The sequence below is a fragment of the Bisgaardia hudsonensis genome, from assembly GCF_004345785.1.
In the GTDB taxonomy this organism is placed as follows: Bacteria; Pseudomonadota; Gammaproteobacteria; order Enterobacterales; family Pasteurellaceae; genus Bisgaardia; species Bisgaardia hudsonensis.
In genome coordinates this window covers 179,323-201,749 of the sequence record NZ_SLXI01000003.1, presented here as the reverse complement: position 1 = coordinate 201,749, position 22,427 = coordinate 179,323, and the positions used below count along the sequence as shown (strand labels likewise).

Annotated in this window: 21 protein-coding genes, 1 tRNA gene and 1 pseudogene; 14 read left to right on the top strand and 9 right to left on the bottom strand. The window is 32.7% G+C overall.

Features of this window, described 5'->3' with window-relative positions; genetic code table 11:
- Nucleotides 1-151: 151 nt before the first annotated feature.
- From trpA to EV697_RS05670, 6 genes are read right to left on the bottom strand one after another with little or no spacing between them, the layout of a single operon-like run.
- On the bottom strand, nt 152-976 hold the full coding sequence (gene trpA / locus EV697_RS05695; RefSeq protein ID WP_132023562.1) for a tryptophan synthase subunit alpha: 825 nt from the start codon (nt 974-976) through the stop codon (nt 152-154).
- Nucleotides 976-2,172 (bottom strand): tryptophan synthase subunit beta, encoded by a 1,197-nt coding sequence (trpB, locus tag EV697_RS05690; protein ID WP_132023560.1) that lies wholly within the window; start codon nt 2,170-2,172, stop codon nt 976-978. The genes trpA and trpB overlap by 1 nt, the downstream gene beginning before the upstream one ends.
- Before the next feature lie 16 nt (nt 2,173-2,188).
- Nucleotides 2,189-3,589 carry a bifunctional indole-3-glycerol-phosphate synthase TrpC/phosphoribosylanthranilate isomerase TrpF gene (gene trpCF, locus EV697_RS05685; protein ID WP_132023558.1) on the bottom strand — a complete coding sequence of 467 codons (1,401 nt, stop codon included), beginning with the start codon at nt 3,587-3,589 and terminating at the stop codon, nt 2,189-2,191.
- 24 nt (nt 3,590-3,613) lie between these two features.
- A complete protein-coding gene (gene trpD / locus EV697_RS05680; RefSeq protein ID WP_132023556.1) occupies nt 3,614-4,615 on the bottom strand; it encodes an anthranilate phosphoribosyltransferase in 1,002 nt (333 codons plus the stop codon).
- 37 nt (nt 4,616-4,652) lie between these two features.
- On the bottom strand, nt 4,653-5,255 hold the full coding sequence (locus EV697_RS05675; RefSeq protein ID WP_132023554.1) for an aminodeoxychorismate/anthranilate synthase component II: 603 nt from the start codon (nt 5,253-5,255) through the stop codon (nt 4,653-4,655).
- Between the two features lie 12 nt (nt 5,256-5,267).
- Entirely contained in the window at nt 5,268-6,815 is a 1,548-nt protein-coding gene (locus EV697_RS05670) for an anthranilate synthase component 1 (RefSeq protein WP_132023552.1), read from the bottom strand.
- Between the two features lie 276 nt (nt 6,816-7,091).
- On the opposite strand from EV697_RS05670, the gene EV697_RS05665 reads away from it, so the two are divergent.
- From EV697_RS05665 to fur, 4 genes are all read left to right on the top strand, one after another.
- Nucleotides 7,092-7,181, top strand: a tRNA-Ser gene (locus tag EV697_RS05665).
- 270 nt (nt 7,182-7,451) lie between these two features.
- Nucleotides 7,452-7,736, top strand: coding sequence for a LexA regulated protein (gene ybfE, locus EV697_RS05660; RefSeq protein WP_132023550.1), 285 nt, complete (start codon nt 7,452-7,454; stop codon nt 7,734-7,736).
- Complete coding sequence (gene fldA, locus EV697_RS05655) at nt 7,737-8,261, top strand: flavodoxin FldA (protein WP_132023548.1); 525 nt, start codon at nt 7,737-7,739, stop codon at nt 8,259-8,261.
- Between the two features lie 22 nt (nt 8,262-8,283).
- Entirely contained in the window at nt 8,284-8,733 is a 450-nt protein-coding gene (gene fur / locus EV697_RS05650; RefSeq protein ID WP_132023546.1) for a ferric iron uptake transcriptional regulator, read from the top strand.
- A 103-nt stretch (nt 8,734-8,836) separates the two neighbouring features.
- Here fur and EV697_RS05645 read toward each other — a convergent pair whose 3' ends face one another.
- Nucleotides 8,837-10,246, bottom strand: coding sequence for a multicopper oxidase domain-containing protein (locus EV697_RS05645; RefSeq protein WP_132023544.1), 1,410 nt, complete (start codon nt 10,244-10,246; stop codon nt 8,837-8,839).
- A 10-nt stretch (nt 10,247-10,256) separates the two neighbouring features.
- Complete coding sequence (locus EV697_RS05640; RefSeq protein WP_132023542.1) at nt 10,257-10,985, bottom strand: 1-acylglycerol-3-phosphate O-acyltransferase; 729 nt, start codon at nt 10,983-10,985, stop codon at nt 10,257-10,259.
- 108 nt (nt 10,986-11,093) lie between these two features.
- On the opposite strand from EV697_RS05640, the gene lpxH reads away from it, so the two are divergent.
- Complete coding sequence (lpxH, locus tag EV697_RS05635) at nt 11,094-11,801, top strand: UDP-2,3-diacylglucosamine diphosphatase (protein WP_132023540.1); 708 nt, start codon at nt 11,094-11,096, stop codon at nt 11,799-11,801.
- 4 nt (nt 11,802-11,805) lie between these two features.
- On the opposite strand, the gene EV697_RS05630 is transcribed toward lpxH, so the two are convergent.
- Nucleotides 11,806-12,585: an alpha/beta fold hydrolase gene (locus EV697_RS05630; protein ID WP_132023538.1), complete on the bottom strand. Its 780-nt coding sequence runs from the start codon at nt 12,583-12,585 to the stop codon at nt 11,806-11,808.
- 73 nt (nt 12,586-12,658) lie between these two features.
- On the opposite strand from EV697_RS05630, the pseudogene EV697_RS10080 reads away from it, so the two are divergent.
- From EV697_RS10080 to apt, 9 genes and pseudogenes are all read left to right on the top strand, one after another.
- Nucleotides 12,659-12,715, top strand: a pseudogene (locus EV697_RS10080) (hypothetical protein); the annotation flags it as partial.
- A gap of 3 nt (nt 12,716-12,718) precedes the next feature.
- Nucleotides 12,719-13,333, top strand: coding sequence for a replication initiation regulator SeqA (locus tag EV697_RS05625; protein ID WP_418883960.1), 615 nt, complete (start codon nt 12,719-12,721; stop codon nt 13,331-13,333).
- A gap of 1 nt (nt 13,334) precedes the next feature.
- Nucleotides 13,335-14,753 carry an o-succinylbenzoate--CoA ligase gene (gene menE, locus EV697_RS05620; RefSeq protein WP_132023534.1) on the top strand — a complete coding sequence of 473 codons (1,419 nt, stop codon included), beginning with the start codon at nt 13,335-13,337 and terminating at the stop codon, nt 14,751-14,753.
- Entirely contained in the window at nt 14,750-18,058 is a 3,309-nt protein-coding gene (gene mscK, locus EV697_RS05615; RefSeq protein ID WP_132023532.1) for a mechanosensitive channel MscK, read from the top strand. Before menE ends, mscK begins: the two co-directional genes overlap by 4 nt.
- Before the next feature lie 17 nt (nt 18,059-18,075).
- Nucleotides 18,076-19,158, top strand: a complete 1,083-nt coding sequence (gene aroC, locus EV697_RS05610; RefSeq protein WP_132023529.1) for a chorismate synthase — start codon at nt 18,076-18,078, stop codon at nt 19,156-19,158.
- Nucleotides 19,159-19,192: 34 nt separating this feature from the next.
- A complete protein-coding gene (gene mepA / locus EV697_RS05605; RefSeq protein ID WP_165906475.1) occupies nt 19,193-20,053 on the top strand; it encodes a penicillin-insensitive murein endopeptidase in 861 nt (286 codons plus the stop codon).
- A gap of 3 nt (nt 20,054-20,056) precedes the next feature.
- Complete coding sequence (locus tag EV697_RS05600; RefSeq protein ID WP_132023527.1) at nt 20,057-20,821, top strand: TSUP family transporter; 765 nt, start codon at nt 20,057-20,059, stop codon at nt 20,819-20,821.
- Nucleotides 20,822-20,847: 26 nt separating this feature from the next.
- Nucleotides 20,848-21,804, top strand: a complete 957-nt coding sequence (gene lpxM / locus EV697_RS05595) for a lauroyl-Kdo(2)-lipid IV(A) myristoyltransferase (RefSeq protein WP_132023525.1) — start codon at nt 20,848-20,850, stop codon at nt 21,802-21,804.
- A 64-nt stretch (nt 21,805-21,868) separates the two neighbouring features.
- The gene (gene apt, locus EV697_RS05590; protein ID WP_132023523.1) at nt 21,869-22,411 is read left to right on the top strand and encodes an adenine phosphoribosyltransferase; all 543 of its coding nucleotides are present in this window, start codon (nt 21,869-21,871) and stop codon (nt 22,409-22,411) included.
- Nucleotides 22,412-22,427: the final 16 nt, after the last annotated feature.

Genomic DNA, 22,427 nt, shown 5'->3' with positions numbered 1-22,427 from the left:
TATATTAAAATTATTTATATAAAATGAGTCATTTTTGTCTTACTTGTATTAGATTCAGATCATTGTTAGCTTTAATATAATCGCTGAAGTAAGTAAAATTTAAGAATTACTTCAGCGATTAGAAGATTATTTCAAACTCACTATGAGTGAATTATTTTATTTCTCTTGATCTAAAAGTTGCTGATTTCATTTCTTTTGTAAATTTTGCTAATTCTATGAGACATTGTGAATGATCTTGCAAATTTTTTTCAATAATTTTTACTGTTGCGGAGCCTGATATAACGCCAGATACACCAGTTGTTAGTGATTTTTTGACTTGTTCTGTTGTAGCAATACCAAAACCTTGCAAGATAGGGGGGCTGTTATATTGTTTTAACTGATTGATTAATCGAGTTAAATTTGTTGAGTATGTTTGATTTTCTGCACTAGTTACACCTGCACGAGAAACAAGATAAACATAGCCTTCACTATATTTTGCGATTTCTTGAATTGTTTCTGATGAGGCGTTTGGTGGGCAAATAAAAACTGGTTGAATATGATATTTTTTTGCCATTTCTCTATAAGGTGTAGCTGCAAATAAAGGTAAATCAGCAATTAGTACTGCATCAATGCCTACTTCTTCACAATTTTTATAAAATGTTTCTAGGGTTTGAGCATAAACCAAATTGGTACATAACAAGAGACTGATAGGAATATTAGGATAAATTGACCGCACTTTTTTTAATAATGCAAAACTTTCTTTGCTACTACAATCTGCTGATAACGCACGTTGATTGGCTGCTTGTATAACCTCTCCATCAAGTAGCGGATCAGAAAATGGAAAACCAAGCTCGAGTGCATCTGCACCATTATCAATAAGTGTGCAGATAATCTCAAAAGAACGATCAAAATCAGGGTCACAGAGAGTAACAAAAGGTACAAATGCGCCTTGATTAGCTTGATCTAGTTCAGTAAATTTTTTTTCAAAGCGATTCATTATAACTCTCCTTTTTCTTGTAAAATATGATCAACTGTAAAGATATCTTTATCTCCTCTACCAGATAAATTAACAATGATAATTTGTTCTTTTTCTGGCTGTTGATGAATGATCTTTATGGCGTGTGCAAGCGCATGAGCGCTTTCTAGTGCGGGAATAATTCCTTCATTTCTGGCTAAAGCACAGAACGCTTGTAGAGCCTCATCATCGGTTATGCTTTCATAGCTTACTCGACCAATACTTTGTAAATAGGCATGTTGAGGACCTACGGAAGGAAAATCTAAGCCAGCTGAAATACTGTAAGATTCTTTAATTTGTCCATCGTCGGTTTGCATTAGTGGTGATTTCATTCCAAAATATACCCCAATTTTTCCATGTTTTAGTGGTGCACCGTGTTCTCCAGTATCAATTCCTTTTCCAGCAGGCTCAATACCAATAAGTTTCACACTTGGTTCATTAATAAAATCATTGAACATACCAATGGCATTAGAGCCACCACCAACAGCAGCAATTATAGTATCAGGTAAACGATTTTCCATTGCTAAAATCTGTTGTTTAGTTTCTTCTCCAATCATTTTTTGAAACTCTCGCACAATCGTAGGGAAAGGATGGGGACCAGCTGCAGTACCAAGCAAATAATGTGTGTTTTCATAGCTGGCAGCCCAATCTCTCATTGCTTCACTACAAGCATCTTTTAAAGAACAAGATCCTTTTTCTACTGGAATGACTTCTGCACCCATTAAACGCATACGGAAGACATTCGGCGATTGACGTTTGACATCTTTTGCCCCCATATAAATACAGCAAGGCATATTTAACATTGCACAGGCCAGAGCTGTTGCTACGCCATGTTGTCCAGCCCCTGTTTCGGCAATAATTCGAGTTTTCCCCATACGTTTTGCTAATAAAATTTGCCCCAATACTTGATTGGTTTTATGCGCTCCACCATGTAGTAAATCTTCACGCTTTAAGTAAAGTTTTGTTTTTGTCCCCTTCGTTAAATTACGACAAAGGGTCAGTGCTGTGGGTCTTCCTGCATAATTTTTGAGTAAATTTTGAAATTCTCTTTGGAAAGTTGGATCTTGCTGTGCATCAACAAATGCTTTTTCAAGTTCTTGTAATACGGGAATAAGTAATTCGGGTACATACATACCACCAAATTCACCAAAATATGGGTCGAGTATTGTTTTTGTCATTTTCTATCCTATCTTATTAAAATGTGTTAATTTGTTTGAAAATAGTAAGTAACTTTTGTGGATCTTTAATCCCAGCTGTTTGCTCTACGCCAGAATTAATATCTATACCTAAGCAGTGCTGTCTGAGTGCTTCTTGAATATTGCTATTATTAATACCACCTGCCAGCATAATTTTGTTTTTCATTTCTATTGGAATTATTGACCAATCAAATTTTTTTCCTGTTCCACCTTGTTGATTACCTAATTGACTATCCAAAACATAGCGATCAATTATTGATTGTTCTTCAATCTCTATGGATGTTTTATGATTTATATCAACGGAAATAGCTTTCCAAATTTGACAATTTTGTGGTAGTGCTTGACGAAGTGCGGTAATAAATTCTGAGTTTTCCATTCCATGTAACTGTATTGCAAATAGGGATAATTCATTGGCTATATTTACAATAAAATCAACAGGTTGATTTTGAAAAATACCGACAAAACGCAAAGGGGCTTGCTTAATTAAGTTTTTAGCTTGAGCAAGAGATACTTTTCTTAGCGATTTTTCAGCAAAAATAAGTCCACCGTATAGAGCACCACATTGGTAACTCATTTTTATATCTTCACCACGTGTTAGTCCGCAGACTTTGTTTTCACCAAAAATAATTGCACGAATAGCATTTTCTAAATCTTGATTTGCCATTAAGCTACTACCAATTAAAAAGCCATTTACATAGGGCTTTAATGCCATAATTTGATTATGAGTATAGATACCAGATTCACTAATAATAATTCGATCGTTAGGAATATTATTAGCAAGCTGTATCGTACGATTGAGATCAATAGTTAATGTATGTAAGTCACGATTATTAATACCAATAACCTTAGCATTAAGTTTAATTGCTCGTTTTACTTCTTCTGATGTAGAGGCTTCTGTTAGCACACCCATATTAAGTTGATGAGCAAGATTAGCTAGGTGTTGATATGTTTTATCATCAATAACCGATAACATCAATAATATAGCATCAGCTTGAAAATAACGAGCAAGATAGACTTGATATTCGCTGATAATAAAATCTTTACAGAGTATAGGCTGAGAAGTTTGCTTTCTTACTTCATTAATATAAGCAAAATTTCCTTGAAAATATTTTTCGTCTGTTAATACTGAAATTACGCTTGCATAAGATTTATAACTATTTGCAATTTCTGAGAGATTAAAATTTTCACGAATTAACCCTTTTGATGGAGAAGATTTTTTACACTCAAGAATAAACGCTAGCGATTGATGATTACCTTTGCTTAATTCATCATAGAAAGTGCGGTCAGATTTTATTACTTTATGTTTAAATTGAGTAAGAGGAAATTCCGCTTGTTTTTGTATAATCCATTGTTTTTTATCTTGTACAATTTTTTGTAAAATTGTTGGTTGTTGCGTCATAATCAATTTCTCTATTATATTTTGTTAATCAGTATATTGTGTTAATTGCATTAATGTATCAAAAGGCTTACCTGATGCGATAGTTTGCATAATTGTTTGTGCATTTTTTTTAAGATCTTCTTCACCAAATAATTTCATTAATAATGCTGTATTCATTGCGACTGCTTGCATATGCTCTTCTTTGCCTTTACCTTGCAAAAGAGCGGTAATTATTTTGGCATTTTCTTTTGGTAAGCCGCCTTGTAAACTTTCTAGTGGCTTAGTTTTAAAACCAAAATCGCTGGGTGTGAGTTGGTAATATTCAATATTTCCATTTTTAATTTCTGCAATATCCGTTTTTCCATGAATAGCCACCTCATCTAGACCAGAACCATGAACAACAATACTGTGTTTATGTCCTAAATTAATCGCTGATTTGGCATAAAGTGTTATTAAATCAGGATGATAAACACCAAGTAAATGATAATCAGGGCGAGCTGGATTACATAATGGTCCTAAAATATTAAAGATAGTTCTCGTTTTTAATAGTTGACGAACTGGTGCTACCCATTTAAATCCTAAATGATATTGTTGTGCCCATAAAAAGCAAAAATTGGTTTCATCTAACATTTGTCGTGCTTTTTTTGGAGAAACATCAACTTTAACCTCTAATGCGGTTAAAATATCGCTGGCTCCAGTTTTACTTGATACACTACGGTTACCATGTTTAGCGACAGGAAAACCACAACTTGCTGCTACAATAGCAGAGATGGTTGATATATTAATAGTATTTGCACCATCTCCGCCTGTTCCTACAATATCAGCAAAAGCATAATTTGGTCTAGGAAACGGTTTAGTATTGAGGAGCGTTGCATTAACCGCTCCACTCATTTCATTGGCATTTTCACCTTTAGTTTTTAAGGCAATTAAAATAGCTGCAAGTAATTCATTTGGTAAATTACCTTGAATAATTTGATTAAATAATTGTTCTGACTGTATTTGTGTCAAGGCTTTTTTTTCAAAAAGTTCGGCTAAAATGTTATCCATATTGATTATTTCCTTATTCCTATTTTATTTTTATATTTTATATATCATTTGATGTTGATATTTTTGTGTATAGCCAATTAATTGTATTTTCTAATAATTTTTGCCCCTGAATAGTTAGAATACTTTCAGGGTGAAATTGAAAACCACAAATGGGTAAAGTACGATGACGAACTGCCATGATGATATCTTGACATTTAGCATTAACGAGTAAATCTTCAGATAATTGACTACCCATCAGAGAGTGGTAACGAGCTACAGGCATTGGATTATCTAGTCCTGTAAACATCGCTTGATTATCATGTTCAATAAGAGAAACTTTCCCATGTCGTATTTCACCAGACTGGATAACTTTACCTCCAAAGGCTTCTATGATGGCTTGATGTCCTAAGCAAATGCCAATAATGGCAACTTTCTCTTTTACTTGGTGAATTAATGGTAGCAAAATACCTGCTTCACTTGGTTTTCCTGGACCAGGAGAAAGTACAAGTATGGTATTCGGCTGGGAAAGAATAATATCCGATAATATTTGTATATCGGCATCGTTACGATAAATCGTTACGTGATGTCCCAATAAGCGAAATTGATCCACAAGATTGTAGGTAAATGAATCAAAGTTATCTAAAAATACAATATTTGCCATAATGGGTCCTTTTTAAATAATATTCGTTTGGTTTGTTTGAAGAATAGCATTAATTACTGCTCGAGCTTTATGTGAGGTTTCTTCTGTTTCTTTTTGAGGATCTGAATCTAACACTACTCCGCAACCTGCTTGGATTTGTGCTATATTGTTTTGTACAAAGGCAGAACGAATCACGATACAAGTATCTAAATCTCCACTGGAGGTTAAATAGCCAATGGCACCACCGTAACTGTGGCGTTTTTGTTTTTCTATTTGATAAATCAGTTGTGTTGCTTTAACTTTAGGCGCACCAGTGAGCGTTCCCATATTCATACAGGCTTGATAAGCGTGTATAGCATCTAATTGTGGGCGTAGCTTACCCACAACTTGAGAAACTAAGTGCATAATGTGTGAGTAACGATCTATTTGCATTAGTTTTTCAACTCTACGGCTACCAGTCTCACTTACTCTAGCTACATCGTTACGAGCTAAATCAACTAACATTAAGTGCTCTGAAATTTCTTTTTGATCAAGACGTAGTTCGAGTTCAAGGCGAGAATCTAATTCGAGATCAATCTCATTTTTATTATTAAACCCTCTAGGCCTAGAACCTGCAATTGGGTAGACCTCTAATTGTCGATTTTCTTGTGAATATTTCAACGCACTTTCTGGAGATGCACCAAAAAGAACGAAATCTTCATCATTCATATAAAACATATAGGGGCTAGGATTAGTTAGTTTTAGCTGGCGATAACTTGCTAATGGATTAGGGCAATTAATAGAAAAACGTCGTGAAGGAACTATTTGAAAAACATCTCCTACTTCTAAATGTTTTTTTAAATCACTTACTATTGATTTGAAGGTATCATCGCTGAGATTAACATCTATATTGGTAGGTGTTTTTTGAGTTTTTAATTCATTTTTTATATTTTTTAGTTTTTTGCAAATTATTAGCGCACTTTGCTCTAGATTATCTTGCTCTTTAGCGGTAAAACAAAAAGTTTGTAAGTAACTTTGTTTTAATTGGTGATCAAGAACTAATAAATTTTCAGCCAAATAAAAAACATAATCAGGGCAAGCTATCTCATCGTTTTCTAAGATAATATTATCCATTGGAATAAATTGAGTAATTAAATCATAGGAAAATAATCCACCTAAAAAAATAGGAGGAGTACTATTTTCATAAAGCGAAACGATACAACGTAATCCATCGAAAATACTTGGTGCGACTAGCTGAGTATCTTCATCTGCATTTAAATCTATGTTAAAAAACTCTACTTTAAGTTCATCGTTTGTAATAGATAATAGCTTCGTAACAGGTTGTAATTTTTGCCTAATTAATGGTAATACTGCTTTTCCATTTTCGCTAAGCGAATGAAAGGTAATCTGTGTTTTATGACAAGTAATACGAATAGCTGCATCTATAAGTAATAAACTTTTTAAACTATTTTTACTATTTATCTCTGCTGATTCGAGTAGTAATGAATTTTTTTTATCAGCACATAAGGTCGCAAAAAGTGCGGTAGGATCCTGATAATATTCAATTATTGTCTTTTTTACATTAGCAAATGGTTGATACATAAAATTCCTTAGTTTTAAATTTTTAAACTTGAACTATTAAACTAGTACAAGAGTAAAAAGTCAATAGTTATTTGCAAATATGGTAAATGAAATGTATGTCGATTAGTTTATCTGTGAATAATGATTTATATTAAATAAGAACGATCGAAAATGGATTTTAGATAGCTGGTTGATAGATGATCGGAAAATGACTATTTTATGATGAAACAAGAAAAAAATATTTTTCTTGCTTGACTTCAAATCATAAACTCTTTATCATTCGCAACCGTCAAATACGGAGGAATGGTCGAGTGGTTGAAGGCACCGGTCTTGAAAACCGGCGAGGGTTTACGCCCTCCGTGAGTTCGAATCTCACTTCCTCCGCCAATTTAATAGAGTCGTAAGTATAGTTATTATTACTTACGGCTTTTTTGTTTTTGAAATATTTTAAATTACTTATTTGTGGTAATCTCATTTAAGTATTTATTTTGATATGCTGTACGATTATAAAATTTTTTGTTCCTTTTAAAGGAAATAGCTATCAAACCTATTAATAAATAAAGTTTTATTTACTCATTAATTGTGATATATTTCAAGGTAGTTGTAGCTTCTCATTCTCAATTAGCTATATAATACGATTTTAGTAGTTTAGAAAAAATGGCAAAGCAAGATGATGATTGTATTACGTTAGATCTGTTTGCAACAGGATCTAAAATTGGACGACCTAAAACAAATCCTTTAACGAGAGAACAACAAATTCGAGTTAATAAGCGAAATCAGTTGCGTCGTGATAAATCAATTGGGTTAAAGCGAGTTGAGCTGAAGTTACATACGGATCTAGTTCGAAAATTAGAAGATTTAGCATCACAACAGCTGATTAGTCGTTCAGAAATTATTGTGACGATTTTAGAAAATTATTTTAAGATTCAAGGAAATAAATAAATGGCTCTTGTAGGTTTATTCTATGGTAGTGATACAGGCAATACCGAAAATGTCGCTAAAATGATTCAGCAGCAATTAGGTTCTGAATTAGTTGATATTAGAGATATTGCAAAAAGTACAAAAGAAGATATTGAAAGTTATGATTTTTTAATGTTTGGGATTCCGACATGGTATTACGGAGAAGCACAATGTGACTGGGATGATTTCTTCCCTACATTAGAAGAGATTGATTTTACTGATAAATTAGTTGCTATTTTTGGTTGTGGTGATCAAGAAGACTACGCTGAATATTTTTGTGATGCTATGGGGACCGTGAGAAATATAGTCGAACCTAAGGGCGCGATTATCGTGGGTCATTGGTCAACAGAAGGTTATAATTTTGAAGTATCACAAGCGTTAGTTGATGATGATACTTTTGTTGGACTTTGTATTGATGAAGATCGTCAACCAGAATTAACTTCACAGCGAGTAGAGCAGTGGGTTAAGCAAGTCTATGATGAAATGTGTTTGGCTGAATTAGTATAATTCTAAAAATAAAGGAACGATTATGTCTGAAGAAAATATTAAACTTCTTAAAAAAGCAGGGTTAAAAATTACTGAGCCTCGCTTAACGATTCTCTCATTGATGCAACAAAATCAAAACAAAGAAGAGGTTACTCATTTTTCAGCAGAAGACATTTATAAAATGTTATTAGAAAAAGGCGAAGAAATTGGTTTAGCGACAGTGTATAGAGTCTTGAACCAATTTGATGAAGCTAATATTTTGATTCGTCATAATTTTGAGGGTAATAAATCTGTTTTTGAACTTGCTCCAGAAGAACATCATGATCATATTATTTGCGTTGACTGTGGCAAAGTTTTTGAATTTAATGATGAGGTTATAGAAAAACGTCAAAAAGAGATTAGTGCTGAACGTGGTATTAAGTTAAAAACACATAGTTTATATCTTTATGGTAAATGTAATAATATTGATACCTGTGATGAAAATAATAAATAATATCGTTATATACATATTATAGAGAATATATTTTCGTTATATATAATTATTAAGAGCACTATACGGATCACGATATATTAACGTGAAGTACAATAGTGCTTTTTTATTGGACGACGAGTACCCCTAAGCAGCCTTTGTCTGCTAGCATTAAATCTGATGAACCAAAGGTAAAGGGATAGTTATTAGATGAACGATTTTCAAATTTAATAAGAATCGTTATTTTTTGATCAATCCATAGCGAATCTTTCCAACATTTTTCATTATCTGGGAGCGGTTGATCATTTATTGTTTCTATAATAAATTTAGCCCCTTGAATTTTAAATCCTATTGGCGATGAGCTAGTTATTGTCCATTTTTCTGTTGAACCTAATTTTGCAGTTATATCGACTCGTCTTGGGTTGAAAAGTTTTCCATTAATCAACCCTGTTTTTGTATCTATATGTAAACTACGTTCTTTTATTCCTTTATGTTCATAAATCGTTGCTGAATCGGTATTAAATTGAAAGTGTTTTTTATTATTGAATGCAGAGGCTAGTCCTTTGGTTTGAATTTCGAGGACTGTATTGTCAATAAAGTTATCACTAGATTGAAAGACTTGAGTAATACGATTAAAAAAGTTCTGTTTTTTTCCCGTTATTAATGTTGCTTTTTCTGAGTTTGACATATCCACTAATATTTCTACTCGCTCACTAGGGGAGAGCGTTATCTGAGTGGCTATTTTTGCTTGAGGTAAAAAACCTTGATCTTGAGCTATTATTTTAAATTCTCTATCATCATCAAAATGTAAATCATATACTCGAGATAGAGAGGCATTTACAAGACGTAATCGGATTAATTCTTTCTCCACTACAATATAAGGATTTTCTTTTCCATTTACAAATAAACGATTACCATAAAAGTGCGGTCGATTTTGCTGAAATAGTTGCACACCATTTGTGTTTAACTGTAAATCTTGCAATATTAGGGGAATATCATTGATACCGTATTTCTGAGGCAATTGCGAATGGCGGCTTTCTTTGTCTTCAATAATATACATACCTGCTATACCGCGATAAGTTTGATAAGCCGAATTTCCTAAGCTACAAGAATGATACCAACAAGTAGATGCAGGTTGGTTGATTTGTATAATTGGTGACCAAGTTTCATTAGTTTTTAATACTCTAGTCATTCCGCCAATTAGCTCGCCACTGGTTTGCAAACCTTGAATATTAATTGAAACATTTTGATTTAAATTATTTTTATAGGTTATTTTGGCAAAATCATCTTGGCGAATTTTGAAGGTCGGTCCTAAATAATTTCCATTAATTCCCCAGACTTCTACAGGCGTGTTTTCTGACAATATTGCTTGAGCCACATCAATATTGAGATAAGCGGGTTTTCCTCTATGTAAATCAATCAGCGGTGGTATTTTAAGTGGTATTCTACTGTTTGCTATCAATGGTGTTGGTATCATTGATAGTATAGTAGTAACACCTGCTGTTTTAATGAGTTGACGACGAGAAATATCCAACATTGATGAATACCTATTCTAATTTTTCTTGTGCTATTTCTGCATCAAGTTTTGCAATATGTTGTTGCATTATGTTTCGACAATGTTCTGCAAGATCTCGGACATTTTCTTTTGTGTACCCTTGAATATCTATTGGTGGAAGTATCTCACAAATGACTTTACCATTATTTTTACGATTAAGATTTACTTGATTATGTGTTGTCGAGCAAACAACAGGTACAATGGAAATACCCGCTTCAATTGCGGCGTGGAATGCGCCTGTTTTAAAAGGTAATAAACCGCGTCCACGACTACGAGTTCCTTCTGGAAACATCCAGACAGATATCTCATCTTTATTTATTCTTTCTGAGAGTTGTTTCATTGTGCTATGTGCTTTAGAGCGGTTATCTCTATCTAAAAGAATATTACCTGATGCCCAATATAAAATACCGAAAAATGGAATCCATAGTAGATTTTTTTTCCCAACGCTAACCGTTCTAGGTCTTACCATATAGGAAATTGTTACCATATCATAGTTATTTTGATGATTAGCAATATAGATGTAAGGTTTTGATGTATCTAAGGTTTCAAGGAAACGATGTTCTACTTTTAATCCAAATAAGGGATATAAACGCCCAAACCAACGAGCAACAATAGCAACATTATTTGGATTTTTTAAGTTTATAAGTGAGTATATTGTTCCTAATGTACAGATAAGAATACAGCAAAGTGTAATCACAATAATTCGAAATATCTTCAACATAATTTTTCACCTTAATAAAATTTTTATCAGTATAACAAAATCAAAAAATATGTGTAGAAATTGCCTAAAAAAATGATAATCTAAATGAAAATTTTGTTTGGAAATACTATGAGTAAAATTTATTTTATTGCAGATTTACATTTAAGTGAAAGTCATCCAAATTTAACCGCACTTTTTGTTGATTTTATGCGACAAAAAGCACCTAATGCTGAAAAATTATATATTTTAGGTGATTTATTTGACTTTTGGATTGGTGATGATGAAGATTCATCACTAGTTAATTTAGTAAAACAAGAAATTTTACAATTAACAAGGACGGGAGTAGATTGTTATTTTATTTGTGGTAATCGTGATTTTTTAATTGGAAAATCTTTTGCAAAGTCCTGTAATTTACAGTTATTACCAACTTACCATTGCATTAATTTGTATGGAAAAAGAACCTTGATTTGTCACGGCGATACCTTGTGTACTGATGATATTGCTTACCAACAATATCGTAAAAAAGTTCATCAAAAATGGCGTCAGTGGTTATTTCTACGCTTACCTTTAAAAATACGATTAAAAATTGCAGATAAAATTCGTTCTAAAAGTAAGCAAGATAAAACACACAAATCAGATCAGATAATGGATGTCAATGAAGCGTTTGTTTTAGAAATATTTAATAAATTTAATGTGTTACAAATTATACATGGGCATACTCATCGCCAAAATATTCATAACCTTTCTGGTAATTTAACGCGTATTGTTTTGGGCGATTGGGGACCTACAGCTTCGATTTTAGAGGTAACTCCCCATAATATAAGATTTATTGAATAGTTGTTTATGCGATAAATTTTTGTATCGTTTTAATGACAAGCTGGGGCTTTTCAGCGTGAATCCAATGTCCTGTACCATTTATTGTAAAAGCGGTTGCTTGCGGAAATTGTTTCAAAATAATATTCCTATATTGAGGTAAAATATAATTTGAATTTCCCCCTTTAATGAATAAGGTTGGTTTATCAAATAGGAGCTCTGTCCACCCCATGATATTAGGATAGTTATTTTTAAGTGCGGTTAAATTAAAACGGAATTTATCATTTGATGTGGAATCAAAGGATTTTAGCATAAATTGTTGTACTGCTTCTTGTGATATATAGTTTGCTAAGGTTTGCTTTGCTTGTTGGCGATTTTCTGGTTGTGCATTTTTTACAGCAAAAAGCCCATTAAAAATTGAATCATGACCATTATTACTATAAACAACAGGCGCAATATCAATTACTACCAGTTTTTCTATTATTTGGGGATACAAGGCACTCGCCATCATTGCTGTTTTTCCCCCCATAGAATGACCTATTAATATAACTTTTTTTAAATTAAGATGTTTTATTACCTTAATAAGATCTTCAGCCATTAAGGTATAATCCATAGTTTCAGCGTGAAAGCTTTTCCCGTGATTTCTGAGATCAATCATTAGAATAGAATAGTTATCTGAAAATGCACGAGCGATGACACCTAAATTATTCATATCGCCAAATAGTCCGTGAATAAAAACTAATGTTGGCTTTTGTTCTGCTTGTTTTAATGGTATAAAATGAAAGTTAAGTAATTTATTATTAGACATAATTTTAGAATAGAGAATTTATAAATAAGTCGCTATAATGTAATAAAAAGTCAGATAGAGCAAGGAGTAAAATATGAAAATAATAGAGATAGATGAAGAACTTTACCAATATATTGCAAGTCAAACGCAATCTATTGGTGAAAGTGCCTCCGATATTTTGCGTCGTTTGCTAGACTTTTCAAGTTTGAATCATAAGCGAATTCCTGAATATTCTGATAAATATTCCTTTGATACTCAAGATAAATTAGCTTTTGATAGAACATCTGAGAAAAATGAGCTTGAGATAAAGAATCGGGTTGAGGTACAAGAAGTTATTGATGAATCAACCGAAAGTATTGGTAATTCATTAGTGCAACCTTCAATTAAAAAACAATCAGTAGAAGTGATTAATCAACTTGTAGACAAAGTTCGGCAGCTTCTAGCTTCAGATAGTTTTTTACAAGAAACTAAGGCGGTCGTTAGATTCTTAGATATTTTACGTATTTTATACCGCACTAATCCTGAAAGTTTTGCGGTTGCAACGGAATCATTACAGGGTAGAACAAGACTCTATTTTTCTCGAGATGAAGGATCATTATTGGTATCGGGTAGTCATACTAAACCTAAGCAAATACCAGATACACCTTATTGGGTTATTACTAATACTAATAGTGCAAGAAAAATGTTGATGTTAGAAAATGCGATGCAATCTATGCAGTTACCTCAAGAATTAATTGAGGAAGTTCGCCCTTTTTTTACTACTAACTAATATGTTTCTTTGGCATAAACATGCAGTTTCTGCTCAATCTCAGGATAAAGTCGCCTTGCGTAATCAGCAAGGCGAAGTTTTTACTTGGAAAGTATTTTCTAAGTTAGTTGATAATGTCGCATATTATTTGCATAATCAAGGTGTTATCGAGAATTCTGGTATTGCATTTTATTCAAAAAATTCTATGGAAGTTGTTCTTTTGTATCTTGCGAGTATTCAATTAGGTGCAAGAGTGATCGGAATTAATCCTGCTTTTCCAATAGAAAAAATGCAAGCATTATGCAGAGAAAATGATATTCAGTTTTATTATTCTCAAGATCTATTAATAGATATTCATCATTTAATTCCGTTAAAATTGAGTATTGATAGTTACCTGTTGGATAAAGGATTGCCTTTAATTACTTTTCATATCAAATCTGATCGTCCTGCAACAATGACCTTAACTTCAGGAACAACAGGTAATCCAAAAGCGATTGTACACAGTATGCAATGTCATCTTGATAATGCTTTGGGAGTATGTAAATTAGTTAATTTTACCTCTAATGATAGTTGGTTATTATCATTACCGCTATATCACGTTTCTGGTCAGGGAATTATTTGGCGTTGGTTAAGTGTTGCTGGAGAATTACATCTTCCAAAAGATGATTTTTATTCCTCTATTCTACAAGTAACACATTGTTCTTTAGTTCCTACACAATTACAGCGCTTGTTAGATTATATAACAAAACATAATATTACTGAGTTTAATACAAAACATATTTTGTTAGGGGGGACATATATTCCCACTGAATTAACAGCAAAATTATTAGCTTTAGGTGTTTGTAGCTATTCTGGCTATGGTATGACTGAAATGGCTTCAACTATTTCCGCTAAAAAAAGTGATCATTTAAGTGGTGTTGGTAATTTATTAATAGGAAGACAAATTAAATTTGTAAATAATGAGATTTGGTTGCGAGGAGCTGGTTTAGCATTAGGTTATTGGAAGGCAGGAAAAGTCGTTTCTCTATTAAATAAAGAAGGTTGGTTGGCGACCAAAGATAGAGGAATATGGCGAAATGGTGAGTTGGTTATTTTAGGAAGAATGGATAATATGTTCATTTCTGGTGGTGAAAATATTTATCCTGAAGAAATTGAGCAAGTAATTTTAAAATATCCTGATATTGAGCAAGTATTTGTTTTTCCTATTTCTGATAAAGAATTTGGGAATCGTCCTGTTGCTATGATAAAGTTGAAAAATGGTTTTAATCAAAAGTGTATTGATGATTTACAATATTGGTTAATGGATAAATTAGAAAAATTTAAACGACCAATACAGTATGTTGATTTAGATAGAGTGAAATACCAGAATTCGAATCAAATAAAAATTTCAAGAGTATTATTACAAAAAGAATTAGCGTTATTACTTGGGAATGTTAAATGAAAAAAAATAAAATTTTAAATAAATTAATAATTATTTGTGGCATCTTTCTATTTTCTTTTGTCGCTCAGGCTGAAGTATTGACTTTATTATCTGCACAGAAACAATTAGTCGAAGCAAAATCATTAGATCAAACTGACGATGTCAATAAAACGTTAGTACAAGATCTAGAAAGAACAGTTGAAATTTTAGAGAAAGTAGAACAGCAAAAAGATGCAAATAAAAAACTAGAACAAAAAGTTAAAGAGGCACCGAATTCTCTGTTGTTAGTGAAAGAAAATTTAGAAAAATTAAAAAAAGATTTTGAAATAGATAACCATAAAGTATGGGAGCAGCTTTCTATTGAACAATTAACTTTACAACTAACAAAAACACAGAAAAATTTACAGCAAGTTCAAGATAGTTTATCTGAGATTAATACATCTTTAGTTGAGCAACGAGCAGTACCTGAAAAAACACAAAAAGATTTAACGGCTAATCTATCTCGAATACAGGAGATTAATCAGCTTTTATCAACGTCTAATTTATCTGATATTGAAAAAAATAAATTAGAATCTGAATTATTATTAATCGATTTAAAAGAAAAATATAATCAAACCTTATTAAAAGGTAATAATGAATTAACATTACTTTATAAAAGTCAGTTGGAAGAAAAAAACTTTTTACAACAACATCTTCAAAAAGATCAGAATGAATTACAAACAATCATTAATCAGAAGAATTTAGAGGAAACAAAACAACAAGTTAAAGAATTTGAAATGTCGCAACAAGAAGGTAAAAATATGAACCCAATTGTTGTTTCTCAACAAAAACGTAACATTCAATTTAGTCAAACATTAATTGAGGAAACAAATCATTTAAATGATTTGTCTAAAGATAATTTACGGATTAAATCAGTATTAGAAAATTTACAGCAGACAGAACGTAATATAAATGATCAAATTAGCGCATTACAGGGATCGTTGGTTTTATCTCGAGTAATTACTAAACAAAAACAGTCATTGCCGCAAAGTGAGATGATTAAGGGGTTATCAAAAAGAATTGCTGAACTACGAGTGAAAATTTTTGATCTAACAGAGTTGAGAGATAATCTCTATGATAGTGATCTTTATATTAAAGAATTAGAAAAAAAAGAATCAGTAACTTTCACAGTGGAGGAGAAATCTCAATTATTTCAAATTCTCCAAAAGCGTTATACCTTAATTTCTGATGTTATTACCAATTTAAATAAGCAATTAAATTTAGCGATAAATATAGAATTAAACCAAAAACAAGTCACCTCAATTAGTGATTCGTTACAAGAAAAGTTACAACAACAGAGTTTTTGGGTAAAAAGTAATACGCCTCTTGATCTAGATTGGTTTATAAGATTTATACCAGCAGTAAATACTCAATTACAAAGTATTTATGAACAACTAAGTTTTGGTAATTGGAAAGATAATATTATCTTTGATAGTATCTTAGTTTGTTTTTTACTACTTGTTATCGCCTTGATTTTATGGAAGAAATCTAAAATAAAGGGAAGATTAGCCTATATTAATGGCAAACTAAATTCAATGATAGAAGATCGCCAGAGTTATACTCCTGAAGCAATATTACTAACCTTAATTTTATGTTTACCCTCCACATTAGGGTTCCTATCAGTATTGATATTAGTTACTTCCGTTGTATCTGACTCTTATGAGAGTGTTCTATGGTCGATAGAAATGACTGGGTATTGGCTATTTTTTGCATTTATGATTGCAATGTTGAGACCAAATGGATTAGCTATGAGGCATTTTAATATGCCCAAAAATAGTGTGACATTGTTCTCTAATATTATGGGAAAATCTGTGTGGCTTTCAGGTCTTTGGATTAATGCCTCTATATTCACTCATTTAGATGGTGGTATTACCAATGATGTGATAGGGCAGGCTATAACTATTTCTATTCTAGCTATTTCATTGTTTATTATTGCGCCTAAAATGAACTATGCAATTGGTGTATATCAAAATAATTTATCTTCTGAGTCTAATTCAAAAAGGTTTCTTTTTCCTTTGGTGAGAATGACTTTCTTTGTTGCACCTTTATTCCTAATTATTTTAATTGGGTTTGGGTATTATTATACAACTTTGAATTTAATGTCTCATTTTATTTCATCTTATTTTATTTTTATGTTTTGGCTTATTCTTGAAAAAACAGTGTATCGAGGATTTGTTGTATCTTCTAAACGATTATCTCATCGTAGATTATTAGAAAAGCGTGAAAAACTAAAAAAATTGGCTGAAAGTAAAGAGACAACAGATGAATTTGCGATTAAAGAGGAAACATTTGATGTATCTAAGGTGAGAGAACAAGTTTTACATTTAGTAGATATTAGTTTGTTTATTACCTTAATCGCATTATTTTATTGGGTATGGTCAGATTTAATTACGGTTGCTTATCATTTAGAGAGTGTCACTTTATGGACTCAAACAACTGTTACAGAGTCTGGTACAACGATTGAAACAATTACTTTATGGAATTTACTACTAGCAATCTTTATCTTGATCGCAACCTATATTTTAAGTAAGAATATAACTGGTTTATTAGAAGTTCTTATTTTTTCAAGAGTTAAATTCTCTCAAGGGACGCCTTATACGATAACCACGTTATCAATCTATTTTATTATTGCTATTGGGGCTGGTATCGCATTCTCTACATTAGGTGTTTCTTGGTCTAAATTACAGTGGTTATTTGCCGCACTTTCTGTCGGATTAGGATTTGGTTTACAAGAAATTTTCGCTAATTTTGTATCGGGTTTAATTATTTTGTTTGAACGACCTATACGAATTGGGGATATTGTTACTATTGGTGATATTTCAGGAACTGTTTCTAGAATACGAATTCGTTCAACAACTATTGTTGATTTTGATAAAAAAGAAGTAATTGTGCCTAATAAAAATTTTGTAACGGAACGTATTACTAACTGGGCTTTAACGGACTCAATTATAAGAGTAATTGTAAATATTGGGGTTGCTTATGGTTCGGATCTCAATCTAGTTAAAAAACTTTTATTACAATCAGTTAGTGAATGTCAATTAGCATTGAAAGATCCAGAACCAGTTACCTATTTTCTAGCATTTGGTGCGAGTACATTGGATCATGAAGTAAGATTTTATGTAGATAAGATAGAGAATCGTCATCCAGCAATTGATTTTTTAAATCGCCGAATTGATGAATTATTTGCAGAAAATAATATTGAGATTGCCTTTAATCAATTAGATGTGTTTATTAAAAATCTAAATACAAATGAAGAAGTCAAAGTGTTAACAGAAAAATTAAATTAATAGGATTGAAAAATATTATGGCTGGAAATTCGATAGGTCAATTATTTAGGGTTACGACATTTGGTGAGTCGCATGGTGTTGCTTTGGGGTGTATTGTTGATGGCGTTCCTCCAGGAATGGCGTTATCTGAAGAGGATATTCAACCTGATTTAGATCGCCGTAAGCCAGGTACTTCTCGTTATACTACGCCAAGACGAGAAGAGGATAAAGTACAAATCTTGTCTGGTGTATTTGAGGGTAAAACAACAGGTACAAGTATCGGTATGATCATTAATAATGCCGATCAGCGTTCCCAAGATTACGGTAATATAAAAGATCGCTTTAGACCAGGTCATGCAGATTTTACCTATCAAAATAAATATGGTATTCGTGATTATCGTGGTGGTGGGCGTTCCTCCGCTCGTGAGACAGCAATGCGTGTTGCAGCTGGTGCAATTGCTAAAAAATATTTGTGGACATATTTTGGGATAAATGTACGTGGTTATTTATCACAAATTGGCGATATAAAAATAGATTCTAAGACAGTAGCTAATATTGATAAAATAGATTGGCAACAAGTAAATAGTAATCCTTTCTTTTGTCCAGATAAAAGTGCGGTAGAAAAATTTGATACTTTAATTAGAGAATTGAAGAAAGAAGGGAATTCAATTGGCGCTAGACTAACGGTTATTGCAGAGAATGTCCCAGTGGGGCTAGGTGAACCAGTATTTGATCGATTAGATGCTGATATTGCTCATGCCTTAATGGGAATTAATGCTGTAAAAGCAGTTGAAATCGGAGATGGTTTTGATGTTGTTACACAAAAAGGAAGCGAACATCGTGATGAAATGACACCAAATGGTTTTTGTTCTAATCATGCTGGGGGGATTTTAGGTGGTATTAGTTCAGGGCAACCTATTATTGCAACTATCGCTTTAAAGCCGACTTCTAGTATTTTAGTCACAGGTAAAACTGTTAATTTAGACAACGAACAAGTTGAAGTTGTAACAAAAGGACGTCATGATCCTTGTGTTGGTATTCGAGCAGTACCAATAGCAGAGGCAATGGTTGCTATTGTATTGTTAGATCATTTGTTACGTTTTAAAGCGCAATGTAAGTAATACATTGTTTTACCAAAAGGTGGAAAAATATAGAATGAAAAAAAGTTTGCGAATTATAATAAGTGCGGTGTATTTTTTTAGCCTTTTTATATCTTTGTCTGTGAATGCTTCTCCACAGGAGTGGCAAAAAATAAAGCGTCCGATTTCTGGTGAACCGACACCTATTGGTACATATAGTAATGGCTGTATTATTGGAGCAAAAGCGCTACCTTTTAATGGTGATGGGTATCAAGTTATTCGAACCAGTAAAAATCGTTATTATGGACATCCTGAAATGATTAGTTACTTGCAAGATTTGGGTAAAAAAATTAAATCAAGAGCAATGCCAGATATGTTAGTTGGTGATATTGCAATGCCTGGTGGTGGGCGTTTTTTAACTGGTCATGCGAGTCATCAAATGGGGTTAGATGCGGATATTTGGTTAAGAATGGGACGATTATCTACTAGAGATGCACAAGATCCTGCTGGTATGGGATTATTAGTCGTTGATCGAAAAGCCCGTAAAGTAATTGATAGTCTTTGGACAAGAGATCATGAAACCTTATTACATTTAGCTGCTCAAGATTATCGAGTGGCAAGAATTTTTGTTAATCCCGCTATCAAAGTAAAATTATGTGAAACAGTAAGAGGTGATCGAAGTTGGTTAAGAAAACTTCGTCCTTGGTTTGGACATGATTCACATTTTCATGTGCGTTTAACTTGTCCTAAAGGTGCGAGCTATTGTCAGAATCAATCACCAATTCCTGTTGGAGAAGGCTGTGGTCGAGAGCTTTATTCATGGTTTGAACCAGCAAAGCCATCATCAACAAAGCCTAAGAAAAAAGTAATCCCAGAAGCGCCGATATTATGTCAGCAAGTTTTATCTGCACCAAATAGAAGTGAATGGCTTGATTAGTTTATGGAACTCACTTACCAAATTTTTATTTTTTTATTTATTGTAGCCTTTGTTGCTGGATTTATTGATGCTATTGCAGGTGGTGGAGGATTAATCACTATTCCAGCATTATTAATGGTTGGTTTACCGCCTGCACTTGCTTTAGGTACAAATAAATTACAAGCTTGTGGAGGCTCATTTTCTGCTAGCTTGTATTTTTTACGTCAGAAGGTCATTAACGTAAAAGAAATTTGGTTATTGATACTAATGACGTTTATTGGCGCTGGATTAGGTACAATTTTAATACAGATCATTGATGTTAATTTTATTAGAAAAGTACTTCCTTTTTTGGTTTTCATTATTGGTATGTATTTTTTATTAACACCTAAACTGGGAAATATTGATCGTAATAAAAGAGTGTCTTATGGTGTTTTTGCTTTTGTTGCTAGTTTCCCTATCGGGTTTTATGATGGTTTTTTTGGACCAGGAACGGGCTCTATTCTTAGTGTAGTATTGATTACTTTGCTTGGATTTAACCTTATAAAAGCGACGGCTCACGCAAAAATTCTAAATTTTACTTCTAATATTGCTTCACTGATTTTTTTTATCATCGGAGGTCAAATTATTTGGTCTGTTGGAGTTGCAATGATGTTAGGGCAAATATTAGGGGCAAGTTTGGGGGCAAAAGTGGTATTGAGCAAAGGGCAAACATTGATACGTCCAATGGTTGTGATGATGTCTTTTATGATGACGATTAAAATGATTTATGATCAAGGTTGGTTTGGATAATTTGAAAAGTAAATTAGGGATAGTTCATGACAGATACAAATAAAAATATACGCTTGACAGCACGAGTTGGTTACGAGCCTCATTGGTCTTGGTCATATTTGTTACCTAAATATTGGTTGGTATGGTTAGGCATTATAACACTTTTATTACTTGCTTTTATTCCTTATCGTTGGCGAGATAAGCTTGCTGCTAGATTAGGGATTATTGTGGGACATAAAGCTAAAAAACAACGCCATCGAGCGCGAGTTAATTTATCTTATTGCTTTCCTGAATGGTCAAGTGAAAAGCGAGAAAAAGTTATTGACGATATGTTTATTACAGTTGCACAAGTAATGTTGGGAATAGGTGAAATGGCATTACGTTCAGTTTCACATTTACAAAAGCGAGGTGAGTTGATCGGATTTGAACATATTCAGCGAGCAAGAAGTGAGAAAAAAAATATTATTTTAATGATGCCTCATTCTTGGTCAATCGATCCATCGGGTATTATTTTGCATTCTTATGGTATGCCAATGACCTCTATATACAATCCACATCGCAATCCATTGGTAGATTGGCTTTGGTATCGTACCCGAAGTCGTTTTGGTGGAAAAATTCACGCCCGTCAAAATGGTATTAAGCCATTTTTAACTAGCGTTAAGAGTGGTAATGTAGGGTTTTATTTACCTGATGAGGATTATGGAGAGAAACTTAGCGTTTATACTGATTTTTTTGCGACTTATAAGGCTACATTACCAGGTTTGAATAAATTAGCTCGTTTATCGAAAGCAATTGTTATTCCAATGTTTCCACGCTATAACGCAGAAAAAGGAAAATACGAGGTAGAAATACACCCACCATTAGTTTTACCAGAAGATCCGACAGAATCTGCTAGAGCGATGAATGAAGAAATTGAGCGTTTTGTTACGCCATATCCAGAGCAATATGCGTGGATTCTACAATTTTTACGAACTCGAAAAAATGGCGAAGATATTTATCGTTAGAAAAGTAAAATTATGTTAAAATCAACCGCATTTTGAATAAAAAATTATATTATTAGGTAGTAAAATGAATACTCAATTAGATCTTATTAAATCATCAATTAAATCCATTCCCAATTATCCTAAAGAAGGGATTATTTTTCGTGATATTACGAGTTTGCTTGAAGTACCAGAGGCATTTAAGACGGTAGTCGAGTTGATTGTGAAAGAATATAAAGATAAAGGGATTACCAAAGTTTTGGGTACAGAGAGCCGTGGATTTATTTTTGGTGCACCTGTTGCATTAGCTTTGGGATTACCTTTTGAGCTTGTTCGAAAGCCTGGAAAATTACCTAGAGAGACAGTTTGTCAATCTTACCAATTGGAATATGGTGAAGATACTTTGGAGATACATACAGATTCGATCGATAAAAATGATAATGTATTAATTGTTGATGATTTATTGGCAACTGGTGGTACCGTAGAAGCTACAATCAAGTTAGTAAAATGCTTAGAGGGAAATGTTAAAGCTTGTGCATTTGTTATTAATTTACCTGAACTAGGTGGTGAAGAACGACTAAAAGCACTAGGCGTAGATGTATTCTCTTTAGTGAGTTTTGAAGGTCATTAACTAAAAATATTAGGAA